General features: G+C 62.0%; 13 protein-coding genes and 1 pseudogene. 9 read left to right on the top strand and 5 right to left on the bottom strand.

Annotation, left to right across the window (positions count from 1 at the left end; translation table 11 throughout):
* Positions 1 to 100: 100 nt before the first annotated feature.
* The 7 genes and pseudogenes from AC1DYQ_RS07690 to AC1DYQ_RS07660 all read left to right on the top strand — a co-directional run bounded on the left by AC1DYQ_RS07690 (position 101) and on the right by AC1DYQ_RS07660 (position 5,411).
* Positions 101 to 1,594 (top strand): protein adenylyltransferase SelO, encoded by a 1,494-nt coding sequence (locus AC1DYQ_RS07690; protein ID WP_477686299.1) that lies wholly within the window; start codon positions 101 to 103, stop codon positions 1,592 to 1,594.
* 30 nt (positions 1,595 to 1,624) lie between these two features.
* Complete coding sequence (msrB, locus tag AC1DYQ_RS07685; protein WP_477648405.1) at positions 1,625 to 2,035, top strand: peptide-methionine (R)-S-oxide reductase MsrB; 411 nt, start codon at positions 1,625 to 1,627, stop codon at positions 2,033 to 2,035.
* Between the two features lie 155 nt (positions 2,036 to 2,190).
* Positions 2,191 to 2,817 carry a septation protein A gene (locus AC1DYQ_RS07680; protein WP_477686298.1) on the top strand — a complete coding sequence of 209 codons (627 nt, stop codon included), beginning with the start codon at positions 2,191 to 2,193 and terminating at the stop codon, positions 2,815 to 2,817.
* Positions 2,814 to 3,107, top strand: coding sequence for a BolA family protein (locus tag AC1DYQ_RS07675; RefSeq protein ID WP_477686297.1), 294 nt, complete (start codon positions 2,814 to 2,816; stop codon positions 3,105 to 3,107). Before AC1DYQ_RS07680 ends, AC1DYQ_RS07675 begins: the two co-directional genes overlap by 4 nt.
* 100 nt (positions 3,108 to 3,207) lie before the next feature.
* Positions 3,208 to 3,993 carry a peptidylprolyl isomerase gene (locus tag AC1DYQ_RS07670; RefSeq protein WP_477686296.1) on the top strand — a complete coding sequence of 262 codons (786 nt, stop codon included), beginning with the start codon at positions 3,208 to 3,210 and terminating at the stop codon, positions 3,991 to 3,993.
* Between the two features lie 137 nt (positions 3,994 to 4,130).
* A pseudogene (locus tag AC1DYQ_RS07665) lies at positions 4,131 to 4,520 on the top strand (hypothetical protein); the annotation flags it as partial.
* Positions 4,521 to 4,667: 147 nt separating this feature from the next.
* The gene (locus AC1DYQ_RS07660) at positions 4,668 to 5,411 is read left to right on the top strand and encodes an ABC transporter substrate-binding protein (RefSeq protein WP_477686615.1); all 744 of its coding nucleotides are present in this window, start codon (positions 4,668 to 4,670) and stop codon (positions 5,409 to 5,411) included.
* A 10-nt stretch (positions 5,412 to 5,421) separates the two neighbouring features.
* On the opposite strand, the gene purL is transcribed toward AC1DYQ_RS07660, so the two are convergent.
* On the bottom strand, positions 5,422 to 9,471 hold the full coding sequence (gene purL / locus AC1DYQ_RS07655) for a phosphoribosylformylglycinamidine synthase (RefSeq protein ID WP_477686295.1): 4,050 nt from the start codon (positions 9,469 to 9,471) through the stop codon (positions 5,422 to 5,424).
* Between the two features lie 225 nt (positions 9,472 to 9,696).
* Here purL and map point away from each other — a divergent pair, with 225 nt between their 5' ends.
* Positions 9,697 to 10,539, top strand: coding sequence for a type I methionyl aminopeptidase (map, locus tag AC1DYQ_RS07650; RefSeq protein WP_457280845.1), 843 nt, complete (start codon positions 9,697 to 9,699; stop codon positions 10,537 to 10,539).
* Positions 10,540 to 10,590: 51 nt separating this feature from the next.
* Entirely contained in the window at positions 10,591 to 13,182 is a 2,592-nt protein-coding gene (locus AC1DYQ_RS07645) for a [protein-PII] uridylyltransferase (RefSeq protein WP_477686294.1), read from the top strand.
* A gap of 4 nt (positions 13,183 to 13,186) precedes the next feature.
* On the opposite strand, the gene AC1DYQ_RS07640 is transcribed toward AC1DYQ_RS07645, so the two are convergent.
* The 4 genes from AC1DYQ_RS07640 to AC1DYQ_RS07625 all read right to left on the bottom strand — a co-directional run bounded on the left by AC1DYQ_RS07640 (position 13,187) and on the right by AC1DYQ_RS07625 (position 15,584).
* Positions 13,187 to 13,897 (bottom strand): class I SAM-dependent methyltransferase, encoded by a 711-nt coding sequence (locus AC1DYQ_RS07640; protein WP_477686293.1) that lies wholly within the window; start codon positions 13,895 to 13,897, stop codon positions 13,187 to 13,189.
* An 86-nt stretch (positions 13,898 to 13,983) separates the two neighbouring features.
* Positions 13,984 to 14,523 (bottom strand): peptide deformylase, encoded by a 540-nt coding sequence (gene def / locus AC1DYQ_RS07635; RefSeq protein WP_457280842.1) that lies wholly within the window; start codon positions 14,521 to 14,523, stop codon positions 13,984 to 13,986.
* Positions 14,524 to 14,562: 39 nt separating this feature from the next.
* Positions 14,563 to 14,760 (bottom strand): hypothetical protein, encoded by a 198-nt coding sequence (locus AC1DYQ_RS07630; RefSeq protein WP_477686292.1) that lies wholly within the window; start codon positions 14,758 to 14,760, stop codon positions 14,563 to 14,565.
* Between the two features lie 107 nt (positions 14,761 to 14,867).
* Positions 14,868 to 15,584, bottom strand: coding sequence for an MgtC/SapB family protein (locus AC1DYQ_RS07625; protein WP_477686291.1), 717 nt, complete (start codon positions 15,582 to 15,584; stop codon positions 14,868 to 14,870).
* Position 15,585 lies beyond the last annotated feature (1 nt).

The raw sequence follows: 15,585 nt of genomic DNA, 5'->3' as shown, positions 1-15,585 counted from the left end.
TGTGGTCGGCAAGCGGTCATCATGCCGCAGCGCACCATGACGGTCATGCGGGATTGCCCGTGAAATCACGGGTTCATGTCAGGTAGGGGACAATTTGCCGATGACCTCTGCAAACCTTCCGGCGCCCGACGATGCGGGCTCCTCTGCCGGTACCTCGCTGACCTGGAGCAACAGCTTCGCTCAACTGGGTGGCGACTTCTACACCCGCTTGCGGCCGCAGCCCCTGCCAGATCCTTATTGGGTTGGCCGCAGCCGCAGCATGGCGCACGAACTGGGGCTGGGCACAGAATGGCTTGAATCACAGGCAGCCCTGGAAGCCTTGACCGGCAATAGCGTCCTGCCCGGCTCCGAGCCGTTGGCCAGCGTCTACAGCGGTCACCAGTTTGGCGTCTGGGCCGGGCAGCTCGGTGACGGCCGTGCATTGTTGCTGGGCGAATTCAGTACTCCGCGCGGGCCGCAGGAAATCCAGCTCAAGGGTGCCGGCAAGACACCCTACTCCCGCATGGGCGATGGCCGGGCTGTACTGCGCAGCTCGATTCGCGAATTTTTGTGCTCGGAAGCGATGCATGGCCTGGGCATTCCGACCACGCGGGCGCTGTGCGTTACCGGTTCCGATGCGGCCGTGCGGCGCGAGGAGATCGAGACCGCCGCCGTGGTGACCCGCACCGCGCCAAGCTTCATCCGCTTCGGCCACTTCGAGCATTTCAGTTACAACGACCAGCATGCGCAGCTGAAGGTGCTGGCCGACTATGTCATCGACCGGTTTTACCCCGCCTGCCGCGAGGCAAAGCAACCTTATGCGGCGCTGCTGGAGGCCGTCAGCGAAAAGACCGCGCACCTTATGGCTGCGTGGCAGGCTGCAGGCTTTTGCCATGGCGTCATGAACACCGACAACATGAGCATCCTGGGGCTGACCATTGACTATGGCCCGTTCCAGTTTCTCGATGCGTTTGATCCTGGCCACATCTGCAACCATTCGGACACCCAGGGCCGCTACGCCTACAACAAGCAGCCGAACATGGCCTACTGGAACCTGTTTTGCCTGGGGCAGGCATTGCTGCCGCTGATTGAAGACCAGGAGCAGGCGCTTGCAGCCCTGGAACCCTACAAAACCGTGTTCCCTGAGGCATTGCAGGCCCGAATGCGCAGCAAACTTGGCCTGGCGGACGAGCAGCCCGAGGACAAGACTCTGGTGGACAACACCTTCAAACTGTTGGCCGCCAACAAGGTGGACTACACCATCTTTTGGCGGCGCCTGAATGATTTCACGGCACAAAGCGGCCATGAGCCCCTGCGTGACCTGTTCTTTGACCGGGAATCCTTCAATGCCTGGGCGCTACAGTATTCAGAGCGACTCGCGCAGGTGGATCAAGGGCTGCGGGCCGATTTGATGCTCAAGAACAACCCGAAATTCGTTCTGCGCAACCATTTGGGCGAAGAAGTCATACGCGCCGCGAAACTAAAAGACTTTTCCGGGGTCGACACCTTGCTTGCCTTGCTGCAGGCCCCATTTGATGAGCACCCGGGGCACGAGAGCTTTGCGGATTTCCCCCCAGACTGGGCCTCGTCCATTGAAATCAGTTGCAGTTCGTAACACCTCCGCCAACTCACGCCAGGAACAGACATGAGCACGAAGATCCAGAAAACCGACGCCGAGTGGAAGGCCCTGCTGGCCGAAAAAGGCGCTGAGCCTGCGGCCTTTGAAGTCACGCGCCACGCCGCCACCGAGCGCCCCTACACCGGCAAATACGAAGCCGTCTGGGCCGACGGCAGCTACCACTGCATCTGCTGCGGTGCCAAACTGTTTGAGTCGGAAACCAAGTTTGATGCGGGTTGCGGCTGGCCCAGCTTTTCAGAAGAAGCCGTGCCGGGCGCGATCGAGGAAATTGTGGACCGCAAGCACGGCATGGTGCGCACCGAAACCGTGTGCGCCAGCTGCGGCGCGCATCTGGGCCATGTGTTTCCCGATGGGCCGTCCCCCACAGGCCTGCGCTACTGCATGAACTCGGCAGCGCTTGATTTCAAGAAGAAGTGAAGCCCCCACGGTCGCTCGCTGCGCGTAGCTTCCTGCCCCCCGAGGGGGCCGCCCGCCTGCGGCCCGGCAAAGCCGGTTCCGCGGCTCATGCTTGCTAATTCGGGACCCAACGCCAGTGAGCTCTTTCGCTTCTTTTACCCCGCGATAATCTGTTTATGAAAATTCTTTTCGACTTTTTGCCGATCGCCCTTTTCTTCGGCATGTTCAAGTACGCCGAAGGCAACAAGGACTGGGCTGCCGCTACAGCCACAGAGTGGCTGGGTTTTATGGTTTCCGGGGGGGTGGTGGGTGCGGCAGAAGCGCCAGTGCTGCTGGCCACCGTGGTTGTGATCGTTGCCACGCTGGCCCAGATCCTCTGGCTCAAGGTAAGCGGCAAGAAAGTCGACACCATGCTGTGGATCAGCCTGGGGCTGGTGACGGTGCTCGGCGGCGCCACCATCTATTTCCATAGCGAGAGCTTCATCAAATGGAAGCCCACGGTCTTGTACTGGGTGATGGGCGGTGCACTGCTGCTGGGTCAGCTGGTGTGGAAGAAAAATGGCATCAAATCGCTGATGGGCGCGCAAATGAACTTGCCTGATCACATCTGGCGCGTGGTCAATTTCAGCTGGGTTGGTTTTTTCGCCGTGATGGGCCTGCTCAATCTTTGGGTGGCCTTCACGTTTTCCACCAGCACCTGGGTCAACTTCAAACTGTTTGGCGGCCTGGGTCTGATGGTGGTGTTTGTGCTGGCGCAGGCGGTGTACCTGAACAAGCACATCAAACCAGGCACCACACCATGAACGCCGGCGTTTCCAGCGCCCTGCCCGTGCGCATCCATGAGATCGAGGAGCAGCTCAAGGCGCGGCTTCAGCCCACCCGGCTGGAGGTGCTGGACGAGAGCGCTGCGCATGCCGGTCATTCGGGCGCCAACGCCGAAGGTTTTGGCACCCACTTTCGCATCCGCATTGCCAGCCCGCTCTTTACCGGCAAGAGCCGGGTGGCGCGCCACCGGCTTGTGTATGATGCAATGCAAAATTTCATTGATCAGGGCCTCCATGCCCTGGCGATTGAAGTCATCGAGTCACCCTGAATCTGCACTGATTTTCCCAGGGCTCGGCACAGAGCCATGGCAACGCCAGCATGTCTTGCCAAACGTTTTCAAGCATTACCAAAAGGACTACAAAAACATCATGAAGAAACATCTGTTACTCGGCGCCGCCGTGGCGGCACTGCTCGCACTGGGCGCACAAGGCGCCATGGCGCAGAACGTGGCCATCGTCAATGGCAAGGCCGTTCCCAAATCGCGCCTGGACTCGCTTGCGCAGCAGGTCGCCAAGTCTGGCCGGCCAGTGACGCCTGAGATGGAAGGCCAGCTTCGCGAGGAAGTGATTGCGCGCGAAGTGTTCATGCAGGAAGCGGAAAAGCGGGGCCTGTCTTCCAGCGACGACGTCAAGGTGCAAATGGAACTGGCGCGCCAGACCATCCTGATCCGCGAGCTGTTTTCTGACTTCCAGAAGAAGAATCCGGTGACCGATGTCGAGCTGAAAGCCGAATACGACAAATTTGCCGAAGCCAATGGCGGCAAGGAGTACAAGGCCCGCCACATCCTGGTCGAAAAGGAAGTCGAGGCCAAAGAGATCATTGCCAGCCTGAAAAAAGGCGGCAAATTTGATGACATCGCCAAGAAGAAGTCCAAGGATCCCGGATCCGGTGCCAAGGGCGGCGACCTGGACTGGGCCAACCCTTCCAGCTACGTGCCTGAATTCACCGAGGCACTGGTCAAGCTCAACAAGGGCCAGACCACCGATACCCCGGTGAAAACCCAGTTCGGTTATCACGTCATTCGTGTGGACGACATCCGTACGGCCCAGCTCCCCTCCTTCGAGGAAGTGAAGCCGCAGATCGCCCAGCAAATGCAGCAGCAAAAGCTGGCGGCGTTCCAGGAAGATTTGCGCAAAAAAGCCAAGGTCGAGTAAGCGGCACAGCGTTGCGAGCGCCCTGCCCGCCTTGCCTTCCTGAAAAAGCAGCCTTTTGGCTGCTTTTTTCTTGAGGCTCACCGATCAGGACGGATTACGTGAATTGCCGGTTGACGAGGGTGCCGGCGGCCGTTCCAATGGCTCACATTCTTCCAGAGGCTCGATGCGCAAGCGCCTTGCTTTTCCTCATCTCTTTCCCCACAGTCGAGGCGCACATGACCGAGCCCAATCCTCTTTCCGGCCCCAGTCTTCCCCAACCTGTGCAGGATGCCTTGCAACGCGGCAACCTGGTCGACGCCATCCAGTTGATGCGCGCCGGCACCGGCCTGGGCCTGAAGGAAACCAAGGACGCGCTGGAAGCCTATATGTGCGGCGAGCCGCCGGTCACCGGCTTCGCGCCCAAGGCCTTGCCCGCCGGCGCGCCCCTGCCCGCGCAGGTGCGAGAGGCGCTGGACCAGGGCAACAAGATAGAGGCGGTACGGCGCTTGCGAGGCCTGACGGGCATGGGGCTCAAGGAAGCCAAGGATGCGGTGGAAGCCGGGGGCATTGGAGCGGGCGCTGGCGAGGGATCTGGCGCGAGCGAAGGACTGTCCCCGGGCCAGGTGAGCAGCTCGAACGGCTTGTGGTGGTGGCTTGCCGCGCTGGCCGTGCTGGCGCTGGCTGCTTTCGCGCTGCTGGGCTGCGCCACCAAGCCGCTGACGCCCGTCGCCGAACTGGCGCCTTCCGGCAAGCTCAGGGCCGCCATCAATTTCGGCAACCCCATACTGGCGGTCCGCATGCCGGACGGTTCACCGCGCGGCGTCTCGGTGGATCTGTCCAACGAACTCGGCAAGCGCCTGGGCGTGCCGGTGGAGCTGGTGACCTTCACATCGGCCGGCAAGGTGGTCGAAGCGGTCAGGGATGCGCAGGTTGACATCGCCTTTGTCGCGATAGACCCGGTGCGCGGCGCAGACATGTTGCAGACGCCGCCCTACGTGATCATCGAGGGCGCGTACCTGGTGCGCAAGGATTCGCCGATACAACGCAATGAAGAGGTGGACCAGGTGGCCAACCGCGTCGTGGTCGGCAACGGCAGTGCCTACGATCTCTATCTGACCCGTGAACTGAAAGCGGCCAGGCTGGTGAAGGCCCCCACCTCACCGGCGGTGACCGATGTGATGGTCGCGCAGAACATCGAGGTGGCGGCCGGCGTCAAGCAGCAGTTGGAGGCTGACGCTAAACGCATAACGGGCGTGCGTTTGCTACCGGGGCGCTTCATGGTGATCAACCAGGCCATGGGCCTGCCCAAGGGGCGCGAGGCCGGTGCGCGCTACCTGGCGGCATTTGTCGAAGAGATGAAGGCTTCGGGATTTGTGGCCACAGCGTTGGCGCGCCATGGCATTGAGGGCGCGGCCGTCGCCCCGCCCTCTACCCGCTAACGCCAAAGACTCACCCCACCCACTTGCGCGCGTTGTGCCAGAGGCTCATCCACGGACTGTGCTCGCTGCTATTGCCTGAAGTCCAGCTCTTCTGGATGTTGCGGAACACGCGCTCGGGGTGCGGCATCATGGCCGTGAAGCGGCCGTCAGCCGTGGTCACGGCGGTGAGGCCGCCGGCGCTGCCATTGGGGTTGGCCGGATAGGCTTCCGTCGGCTTGCCGTCGTTGTCGGTGAAACGCATTGCCGCAATCGCCTTGGACGCATCGCCCCGGAAGGCGAAATTGGCATAGCCCTCGCCATGCGCGACGGCGATTGGCAGGCGGCTGCCGGCCATGCCCTGCAGGAAGATGCTGGGGGACTCCAGCACCTCGACCATGCTCAGGCGTGCTTCAAAGCGCTCGCTGCGGTTGGTGGTAAAGCGCGGCCAGGCCTCGGCGCCCGGGATGATGTCGGCCAGCTCGGCAAACATCTGGCAGCCGTTGCACACACCCAAACCAAAGGTGTCCTGGCGCGCAAAGAACGCCTTGAACTCGTCGGATAGCACCGGGTTGAAGGTCACGGAACGCGCCCAGCCGATGCCGGCGCCCAGGGTGTCGCCGTAGCTGAAACCGCCACAAGCCACGATGCCCTTGAAGTCGGCCAGCCTGGCGCGGCCGGTTTGAAGGTCGGTCATGTGCACGTCGCAGGCTTCAAAGCCGGCTTCGGTGAAGACGTAAGCCATTTCCACATGCGAATTGACGCCCTGCTCGCGCAGCACCGCCACGCGTGGCCGCGCCGACAGGTTGAGCGCGGGCGCCGACAGCACTTTGACTGGATCAAACGTCAGTTGCACATGCAGGCCTGGGTCGGCGGGGTTGCCGGTAGCCGCATGTTCGGTATTGGCGCAATCAGGGTTGTCGCGCTGCTGGCAGATCTTCCAGCTGACGGCATCCCAGACCTGATGCAGGTCTTGCAGTTTGGCCGAGAACACGGCCTTGGTGTCGCGCCAGACCTGGATCTCACCTTTGCCGACTTCGAGCGAGGCATGCTGTGGGCGGGTCTTGCCGATGAAATGGCTGAATTTGGAAAGGCCATGTTCGCGCAGGGTCTGCATGACCTCGTTGCGCGCGGACGTCGCCACCTGGATGACAGTGCCCAGCTCTTCGTTGAACAAAGCCTTGAGCGTGAGCTCTTCGCGGCGCGCACCGACCTGGCTTGCCCAGTTCTTGCTGTCGCCGGTGTCCATGCGGCTGTCGGAAATGCCGTCGCCTTCGACCAGCAGCATGTCGATGTTGAGCGACACGCCGACGTTGCCGGCAAAACCCATCTCGCAGACCGCGGCGAACAGGCCGCCGTCGCTGCGGTCGTGGTAGGCCATGAGCCGGCCTTCCCTGCGCAGCGCATTGATCGCATTGACGAGGTTGACCAGGTCTTTCGGATCGTCCAGGTCGGGCACGTCGCCCTCTTCCTTGTCCAGCGTTTGCGCGAGGATGGAGCCGCCCATGCGGTTCTGGCCCTTGCCCAGGTCGATCAGGATCAGTGTGCTGTCGGCTTCATCGCGATTCAATTGCGGCGTCAGCGTGCCGCGGACGTCGGGCAGCGTGGCGAACGCGCTCACGATCAGCGACACAGGCGAGGTCACCTTCTTGCTGTCAGCGCCGTCGCTCCACACGGTGCGCATGGACAAGGAATCCTTGCCAACGGGAATCGACACGCCCAGCGCCGGGCAAAGCTCCATGCCCACGGCTTTGACGGTTTCGTACAGCGCTGCGTCCTGGCCGGGTTCGCCGCATGCGGCCATCCAGTTGGCCGAGAGCTTGACGCGCGGCAGCTCAATCGGTGCCGCCAGCAGGTTGGTGATGGCCTCGGCGACCGCCATGCGGCCGGAGGCGGCGGCGTTGACGGTGGCCAGCGGCGTGCGTTCGCCCATGCTCATGGCCTCGCCGGCAAAACCGCTGTAGTCGGCCAGCGTGACGGCGCAATCAGCCACCGGCACCTGCCAGGGGCCGACCATCTGGTCACGGTGCGTGAGGCCGCTCACGGTGCGGTCGCCAATGGTGATCAGGAAGCGCTTGGAGGCGACCGTCGGGTGGCTGAGAACGGCAATAGCGCTCTTCTGCAGGTCCACACCGGTCAGGTTGATAGGTTTGATTGTGTGTTTGACGGATTTGACGTCACGGTGCATTTTGGGCGGCTTGCCGAGCAACACATTCATCGGCATATCCACCGGCGGGGCCGCGTCTTTGTCGGACAGCACCAGTTGCTTTTCTTCCGTCGCAACGCCAATCACCGCAAACGGGCAACGCTCACGCTCGCAGAAGGACTGGAACTGCGGCAGTGACTCAGGCGCAACCGCCATCACATAACGCTCCTGGCTTTCATTGCTCCAGATTTCCTTGGGCGAAAGGCCGCTTTCTTCCAGTGGCACGGCACGCAAATCAAACTTCGCACCTCGCCCGGCGTCATTCACCAACTCAGGAAAGGCATTGGACAAGCCGCCGGCGCCCACGTCGTGGATGGCCAGGATCGGATTGGCCGCACCCAGCTGGGCGCACTGGTTGATGACTTCCTGGGCCCGGCGCTCAATCTCAGGGTTGCCGCGCTGCACCGAATCAAAGTCGAGCTGCGCCGCATTGGCGCCCGAAGCCATGGAACTTGCCGCGCTGCCGCCCATGCCGATGCGCATGCCGGGGCCGCCCAGCTGGATCAGCAGCGTGCCGGCCGGGAACAGAATCTTCCTGGTCAGCGCCGCGTCAATCGTGCCGACGCCGCCCGCGATCATGATGGGCTTGTGATAACCCCAGCGCTGGCCGCCCACGGTTTGCTCATATTCGCGGAAATAGCCGTTGAGGTTGGGCCGCCCGAACTCATTGTTAAACGCCGCGCCGCCCAACGGGCCTTCGGTCATGATCTGCAGCGGGCTGGCGATGTGTTCTGGCTTGCCATAGGACGTGGCGGCGTCGTCAAACAGCCTGGACACAGTGAAGCCTGTCAGACCCGCCTTGGGCTTGGAGCCACGGCCGGTCGCGCCCTCGTCGCGGATCTCTCCGCCCGCACCGGTCGAGGCGCCCGGGAAAGGGGAAATAGCCGTGGGATGGTTGTGCGTCTCGACTTTCATCAGCACATGCATCAACACGTCATCCGTGGCGCTATAAGTTTGATAGCTGCTTGCGCCCGTCTCTGCTGGGCTGGAGGTCGATACGGCACTGTTTTTGGCATAAAACCGCTGTGTTTTATAGCCTTCCATGACCGAAGCGTTGTCCGAATAAGCCACCACCGTGTGTTGGGGATGCAGCTTTTCGGTGTTGCGGATCATGCCGAACAGGCTTTTCTCCTGCGCAACGCCGTCAATCGTGAAGTCGGCGTTGAATATCTTGTGGCGGCAATGTTCGCTGTTGGCCTGGGCGAACATCATCAGCTCGACATCGGTCGGGTTGCGTTTGAGCTGAGAGAAGGCATTGACCAGGTAGTCGATTTCATCGGCCGCCAGTGCCAGGCCGAACTCGGCATTGGCCTTTTCCAGCGCGGCCTTGCCGCCTGCCAGCACGTCAATGGTCTGCAGGGGCGCGCCTTGCAATTCGGTGAAGAGGCCGGCGGCCTGCGCGCGGTCGAACATCACGCTTTCCGTCATGCGGTCATGCAGCAGGCCCGCTACCTGCTCGCGCTGGGTGTCGGTCAGGGCAGTTTTGCTGAAAAAGCCCGATTTCAGCGTAACGCGGTACTCGGTGATGCGCTCAACGCGCTTGACGGCCAGGCCGCAGTTGTGGGCGATGTCGGTGGCTTTTGAAGCCCAGGGCGAAACCGTGCCGAAGCGCGGAGAAACGATGAAAACCAGGGCGTCGTCGGCCTTGCCGGCAATCACCGCACAAGGCTCACCGTAGGTCAGCAACGCTGCGAGCTGGGTCCGGGCGGCATCTGAGGGGGGTGATTCAGTCGCCACCAGGTGCACAAACCGGGCGCTGATGCCCACGATCTTGTCGTGGATGGCTTGCAGGCGGGGAAGGAGTTGCTGGACGCGGAAGTCGCTGAGGGCGCTGATCCCGTGGGGTTCGCCCTCAAAAGTCGTCAGGTGCAGGGTCACGGTAGCGGTGGCCTTGTAATGGGAGGTGGGCAGCGCATGGCTGTTGGGTTTAACGGGCTAGCGTTAACCCGTAATTTTATCAGCGACTGAAGGCCTTCCCCGGTTTGCTGCCGGTGCGCCCGGGCACTTTTGCGATCCTTTCGGGCCACATTCGGTTCAGAACCAAAGCCCCTTGGTCCCATGCTGAAAATGCATGTGCCCGGGAGCGGTGGGATAATCAGGGCCATGAGTATTACTTACAAAGATGCCGCAGGAATTGAAGGCATGCGCCTGGCGGGAAGGCTTGCTTCCGAGGTGCTGGATTACCTCACCCCTTTCGTCAAACCGGGTGTCACCACCAATGAAATAGACCGGCTGGCCCATGACTACATGACCCAGGTCCAGGGCACCATTCCGGCCACCCTGGGCTACGGCCCTCCCGGTTATGTGCCTTATCCCAAGTCGCTTTGCACCTCCATCAACCACCAGGTCTGCCATGGCATTCCTAACGACAAACCGTTGAAAAAAGGCGACATTGTCAATATTGACGTGACCGTCATCACCAAGGACGGCTGGCACGGCGACAACAGCCGCATGTACCTGGTTGGCGAAGCTTCCATTGCAGCCAAGCGGCTGTGCCATGTGACCTATGAAGCCATGTGGCAAGGCATCATGCGCGTCAAGCCTGGGGTCAGGCTGGGCGATATCGGCTTTGCGATCCAGACTTTTGCCGAAAAACAGGGGTTTTCCGTGGTTCGCGAGTTTTGCGGCCATGGAATTGGCCAGAAATTCCACGAAGAACCGCAAGTACTGCACTACGGCCGTCCCGGTACGCTCGAAGAGCTCACACCGGGCATGACCTTCACCATCGAACCCATGATCAATGCCGGCAAGCGTGACATCAAGGACGGCCCCGAGAAAGACGGCTGGAGCATCGTGACGCGCGACCATTCCTTGTCCGCCCAGTGGGAACACACCATTTTGGTCACTGAAACCGGCTATGAGGTACTGACCCTGTCCGCCGGCAGCCCGCCCATCCCGGCATTTGTCCCGCAAAGCAGCCCTGCCCAAGCCGCTGTCAGTGCCTGAGCCAGGCGCACAGTGGCGCCCCGCGCACTTTCTGACCCTGCGAGCGCCGTGATGATCGAGCTGGCCCCGGTCCGCGAGCAATACAAAGCGGGCAAAGCCGCCCTTCTCGCCACGCTGGCCGCCAGCGGCGCCTCGTCCCGCGGCATTCACAGCCTGCTGCAAAAATTCGCCCGCCATGCCGACGCGACCCTGCAGCTGCTCTGGCAGCGCGCTGGCTTCCCGACTTCAGCCTGCCTGGTCGCGGCAGGAGGGTTCGGCCGCGGCGAGCTGTTTCCCCATTCGGATGTAGACGTGCTGCTGCTGTTGCCGGACAGCGCCAACATCGATGGCGACCCGGCCCTCAAGGCCAAGGTGGAGAGCTTCATCGGCGCCTGCTGGGACGTAGGCCTGGAAATTGGCTCCAGCGTACGGACGATTTCCGGCTGTGTCGAAGAAGCGGCCAAGGACGTCACGGTGCAGACCTCGCTGCTTGAAGCCCGCCTGGTCGCCGGGTCCAAAAAGAACTTCCTGCAGCTGCAAAACCGGCTGGCCGTCGTGCTGGACCCGCAGGCCTTTTACGTGGCCAAGACGCTGGAGCTGCGGCAGCGCCACAACAAATTCGAAAATACGCCCTACTCGCTCGAGCCCAACTGCAAGGAATCCCCGGGTGGACTGCGCGACCTGCAGGTGATTTTGTGGGTGGCGCGCGCCGCCGGCCTGGGCAAGTCCTGGGACGACCTGGCCCGCAACGGCCTGGCTACGGCCTTTGAAGTGCGGCAGATCAAGGCCAATGAAGCCTTGCTGAGCTTGATACGCGCGCGCCTGCACCTGATTGCCGGCCGGCGTGAAGACCGCCTGGTGTTTGACCTGCAGACCGCCGTGGCCGAGTCCTTCGGCTATTCGGCCGAGGCCGACGATGGCAGCAAGGTGCCACGCCGCGCCAGCGAGGCGGTAATGAAGCGCTACTACTGGGCTGCCAAGGCCGTGACCCAGCTCAACCAGATCCTGCTGCTCAATATCGAAGAACGGCTCAATCCCAACACCTACCCGCTACGGCCCATCAACGAACGATTTTTTGACAAGGCCGGCATGCTGGAAGTGGCCAGCGATGACTTGTACGCACGCGAGCCGCATGCCATCCTCGAAACATTTTTGGTGTTCGAGACTACCGTGGGCATCAAGGGCCTGTCTGCGCGTACCCTACGCGCGCTGTACAACGCCCGCGGACTGATGAACAGCAAGTTTCGCAGCGACCCGGTCAACCGCGACACCTTCCGGCGCATCCTGCAGCAGCCCGAGGGCATCACCCATGCCATGCGGCTGATGAACCAGACTTCGGTGCTGGGCCGTTACCTCTGGATCTTCCGCAAGATCGTCGGGCAGATGCAGCACGACCTGTTCCACGTCTACACGGTGGACCAGCACATCCTGATGGTGCTGCGCAACGTGCGGCGTTTTTTCATGGCCGAGCACTCGCACGAATACCCGATGTGCTCGCAGCTCGCGGCTGGCTGGGACAAGCCCTGGATTCTTTACATCGCCGCGCTGTTCCACGACATTGCCAAGGGCCGCGGCGGCGACCACTCCGAGCTGGGCTGCAAGGACGTGCGCGTTTTTTGCCGCCAGCATGGTATTGGCGCCGAAGACTCCAAACTCATCGAATTCCTGGTGGGCGAACATCTGAGCATGAGCCGCATCGCCCAGAAGGAAGATCTGAGCAACCCCGAAGTGATTGCAGCATTCGCCAAACGCGTGGGCAACGAGCGCTACCTTACAGCGCTCTACCTGCTGACGGTGGCCGACATCCGCGGCACCAGCCCCAAGGTCTGGAACGCCTGGAAAGGCAAGCTGCTGGAAGACCTGTACCGCTACACGCTGCGCGTGCTGGGTGGCCGCGCGCCCGATGCGGATGCGGAAGTGGAGGCCCGCAAGCGCGAAGCCCTGACCACGCTGGCCCTGCACGCCGAACCTTTCGAGGCACACAAGGCACTGTGGGATACGCTGGATGTCAGCTATTTCATGCGCCATGAGGCCTCCGACATCGCCTGGCATGCACGCCAGCTCTCGCGACACGTGGGCAAGGCCAAGGCGATCGTCCGCGCGCGTCGTTCGTCGGCGGGTGAAGGCATGCAGGTGCTGGTTTACACGCCCGACGCGCCCGACCTGTTTGCGCGCATCTGCGGCTACTTTGACGAAGCCGGCTTCAGCATCCTGGACGCCAAGATCCACACGGCGAAAAATGGTTATGCGCTGGACACCTTCCAGGTGGTCAGCCCCACACTGGCCGACCACTACCGCGAACTGGCGGCCATGGTGGAGGCCGAACTGGATCGCACCATCGAGAACCCCGGACCTCTGCCGCCTCCGAGTAAAGGCCGTGTGTCGCGCCGGGTCAAGAGTTTCCCGATCGCACCGCGTGTGGATCTGCGGCCCGATGAAAAAGCCCAGCGCTGGCTGCTCAGCGTATCGGCCAGCGACCGGGTCGGGCTGCTCTACCGTATCGCACGGGTGCTGGCCCGCCACCGCATCAACCTGCAGCTCGCCAAGGTCAGCACCCTGGGCGAGCGCGTGGAAGATACATTTTTGATCGATGGACCGGAGCTGCAGCACAACAAGGCACAGATCGCGATCGAGACGGAGCTCCTGGAAGCGCTCAATACCTGAAGCTTCAGGCGACTGGTTTCCGCAGGTATTGCAACAGACGCCCCTTGTAGCTGCCGCCGGCAGGCAATTCGGTCACGCGCGTCTCGGTACGCGAATAACCCAGTGCATCCATTTTGCGATTGAAGCTGGCCCGGTTACCGCGATCCGGATCGACAATCAGCACCTCGGTGTGCGGCAGCGCATGCAGCTCGATGAACTGCGACAACACCTCCGGCTGGCCACGGTCGTACAGCACGTCGCTGCCGATGATCAGGTCAAAGCGTTCCAGCAGCGGGTTCGCGCGCGACCAGTTGCCCGTCTGGTATTTCATCGCGGGTAAATGGTTGAGCTTGAGGTTTTCCAGCAGAAATTGCGCCGCCAGCGGATGACAGTCGCTCGCCGTGATGTCGCCACCACGGCGATGCACAACAAGGCTGGCTAGCGCCAGGCCGCAACCGAGCTCCAGAATGCGCTTGCCTTCCAGCTCAAAGGTCAGCATGGCATGGGCCAGCACACGGCCCGAGGGCCAGAGCAAACCGAATATCGGCCAAGCCGACGAGGAAATGCCTTCGCGTTCAGCCTCGCCGAGGGGATCATGGAATTGCTGGCGGTCCAGCAAGGAGCGCAGTTGCAGGTCGTCGCCGCTGCCGCTCACGGTTTCAAATTTCAGCTGGTAGGGAGGTGGCGAAGCAGCTCCGATGATGGAAACTGCTCCCGAGACGGGAGCGTGCGACATCCGGAAGCTTTCCTTGCGTACAACACGCTCTGGCGGGGCGAAATAGCCCTCGATCAGCTTCAGTGTACCCTTCGAGGTTCCCTCGGTCAGTCGTCGTCCGACGCGTCCAGTCCGGGGAAAAGCACCTCGGTAAAGCCAAACTGGCTGAAGTCGCGGATGCGCATGGGATAAAGCTTGCCAATCAGGTGATCGCACTCATGCTGCACCACTCGCGCGTGAAAACCGTCCACCGAACGCTCAATCGCATCACCGTACTGGTCAAAGCCGCTGTAACGAATTCGTGAAAGGCGCGGCACAAGGCCGCGCAGACCAGGTACGGAAAGGCAGCCTTCCCAGCCGCCCTCTTCTTCAGGCCCCAGGGGCGTGATCAAGGGATTCAGCAAGACGGTGCGGGGCACTACCGGTGCATCGGGATAGCGTGGGTTGACCGTGTCAGTCCCAAAAATGACCAACTGCAGGTCGACCCCAATCTGGGGGGCTGCCAGGCCGGCACCGTTGACAGCGCGCATGGTATCGAACATGTCAGCAATGAGCAGGTGCAGCTCGTCGGTGTCGAAGGCGGTCACGGGCTGAGCCACGCGCAGCAGCCGCGGGTCGCCCATTTTGAGGATTTCGCGAATGGTCATGCGCCAATTATCGTGGCGCAGGGCCTTATCGGGGAAGTTTTAGCGCCAATGCCGATAGCCCCAACCCCGGTAATAGCCGGGCGCGGGAACCACCACCACGGGGGCTGGCTCCACGTAGACAGGGCGGGCCGGGTAAACAGCCACCGGACGCGGGGCAATCGGTGCCACCACGCAGCCAGACAGCAAAACAGCCAGGCCGGCGGCCCCTGCCAGGGCAGAGAAACGTTTGTAATCCATGAAAAACTCCTGTGTGTACAGGTCTTTTCAACGTCTGGCGTAGCCGCCTGGCGTGACGTCCGGCGTGCAAACCCCGGTAACGCCATGTAAGGCGCTTCCTTGACGCACTATTCCGTGGTGCTGGCGCTCCAGTAAGCCTGGCTGACCGCAGGCAACTCACCGAGCTGCCTGACAAGGCGGTCCATCGCGGGGCCGTCCACCGCAATGGCGACCAGCGTCGCCTGGATCTTCACGCTTTCCTCGCCAAAGACGGACACTTTGAGATCGTTGGTCGGATAGTGCAGCTCCTCCAGCGATTTCTCCAGGGCACCCAGCACCTCTTTCTGATGCTCCCCGCTCGTGACCACATAGACCGAGTTGGTTACCTCGGCCGACTGCACGTCCAGTGGCAAGCGGTTGATCTGGTTGACGATGGGCCTCAGCAAGGTATTGGCCGCCAGCACGAACAGCGTGGCAATGCCTGCCTGCACCACCAGGTCGGCGCCCGCGCAGGCGCCCACAGCGCCCGAGCACCACAAGGTGGCGGCCGTGTTGAGCCCGCGCACATTGCCTTCCTCTCGCATGATCACGCCGGCACCCAGAAAGCCTATGCCGGACACCACATAGGCCACGACGTGCACGGCGCCCGACGAGCCGGTCAGCCGGTTCGCCATGTCGACAAAAATCGCGGAGCCCACGGCCACCAATACGTTGGTGCGAAGTCCTGCGGTGCGCTGCCGGTACTGGCGCTCGAAACCGATCAAGGCGCCAAAGACGAACGCCGAAGACAGGCTCAGGAGCGAGTCCAGAAGATCCGCAGAGTTGAGGTTTTCGAATGCCTGCATG

The organism is Polaromonas sp. P1_F4, from assembly GCF_056405675.1.
This window is presented reverse-complemented; position numbering and strand designations above follow the sequence as displayed.

What these genes read in the sequence shown, in the direction of transcription:
- AC1DYQ_RS07690 (WP_477686299.1), top strand. Translation starts at nt 101, where the DNA reads ATGACCTCTGCAAACCTTCCGGCGCCCGACGATGCGGGCTCCTCTGCC.
- msrB (WP_477648405.1), top strand. Translation starts at nt 1,625, where the DNA reads ATGAGCACGAAGATCCAGAAAACCGACGCCGAGTGGAAGGCCCTGCTG.
- AC1DYQ_RS07680 (WP_477686298.1), top strand. Translation starts at nt 2,191, where the DNA reads ATGAAAATTCTTTTCGACTTTTTGCCGATCGCCCTTTTCTTCGGCATG.
- AC1DYQ_RS07675 (WP_477686297.1), top strand. Translation starts at nt 2,814, where the DNA reads ATGAACGCCGGCGTTTCCAGCGCCCTGCCCGTGCGCATCCATGAGATC.
- AC1DYQ_RS07670 (WP_477686296.1), top strand. Translation starts at nt 3,208, where the DNA reads ATGAAGAAACATCTGTTACTCGGCGCCGCCGTGGCGGCACTGCTCGCA.
- map (WP_457280845.1), top strand. Translation starts at nt 9,697, where the DNA reads ATGAGTATTACTTACAAAGATGCCGCAGGAATTGAAGGCATGCGCCTG.
- AC1DYQ_RS07645 (WP_477686294.1), top strand. Translation starts at nt 10,591, where the DNA reads ATGATCGAGCTGGCCCCGGTCCGCGAGCAATACAAAGCGGGCAAAGCC.
- AC1DYQ_RS07640 (WP_477686293.1), bottom strand. Translation starts at nt 13,897, where the DNA reads ATGTCGCACGCTCCCGTCTCGGGAGCAGTTTCCATCATCGGAGCTGCT.
- def (WP_457280842.1), bottom strand. Translation starts at nt 14,523, where the DNA reads ATGACCATTCGCGAAATCCTCAAAATGGGCGACCCGCGGCTGCTGCGC.
- AC1DYQ_RS07630 (WP_477686292.1), bottom strand. Translation starts at nt 14,760, where the DNA reads ATGGATTACAAACGTTTCTCTGCCCTGGCAGGGGCCGCCGGCCTGGCT.
- AC1DYQ_RS07625 (WP_477686291.1), bottom strand. Translation starts at nt 15,584, where the DNA reads ATGCAGGCATTCGAAAACCTCAACTCTGCGGATCTTCTGGACTCGCTC.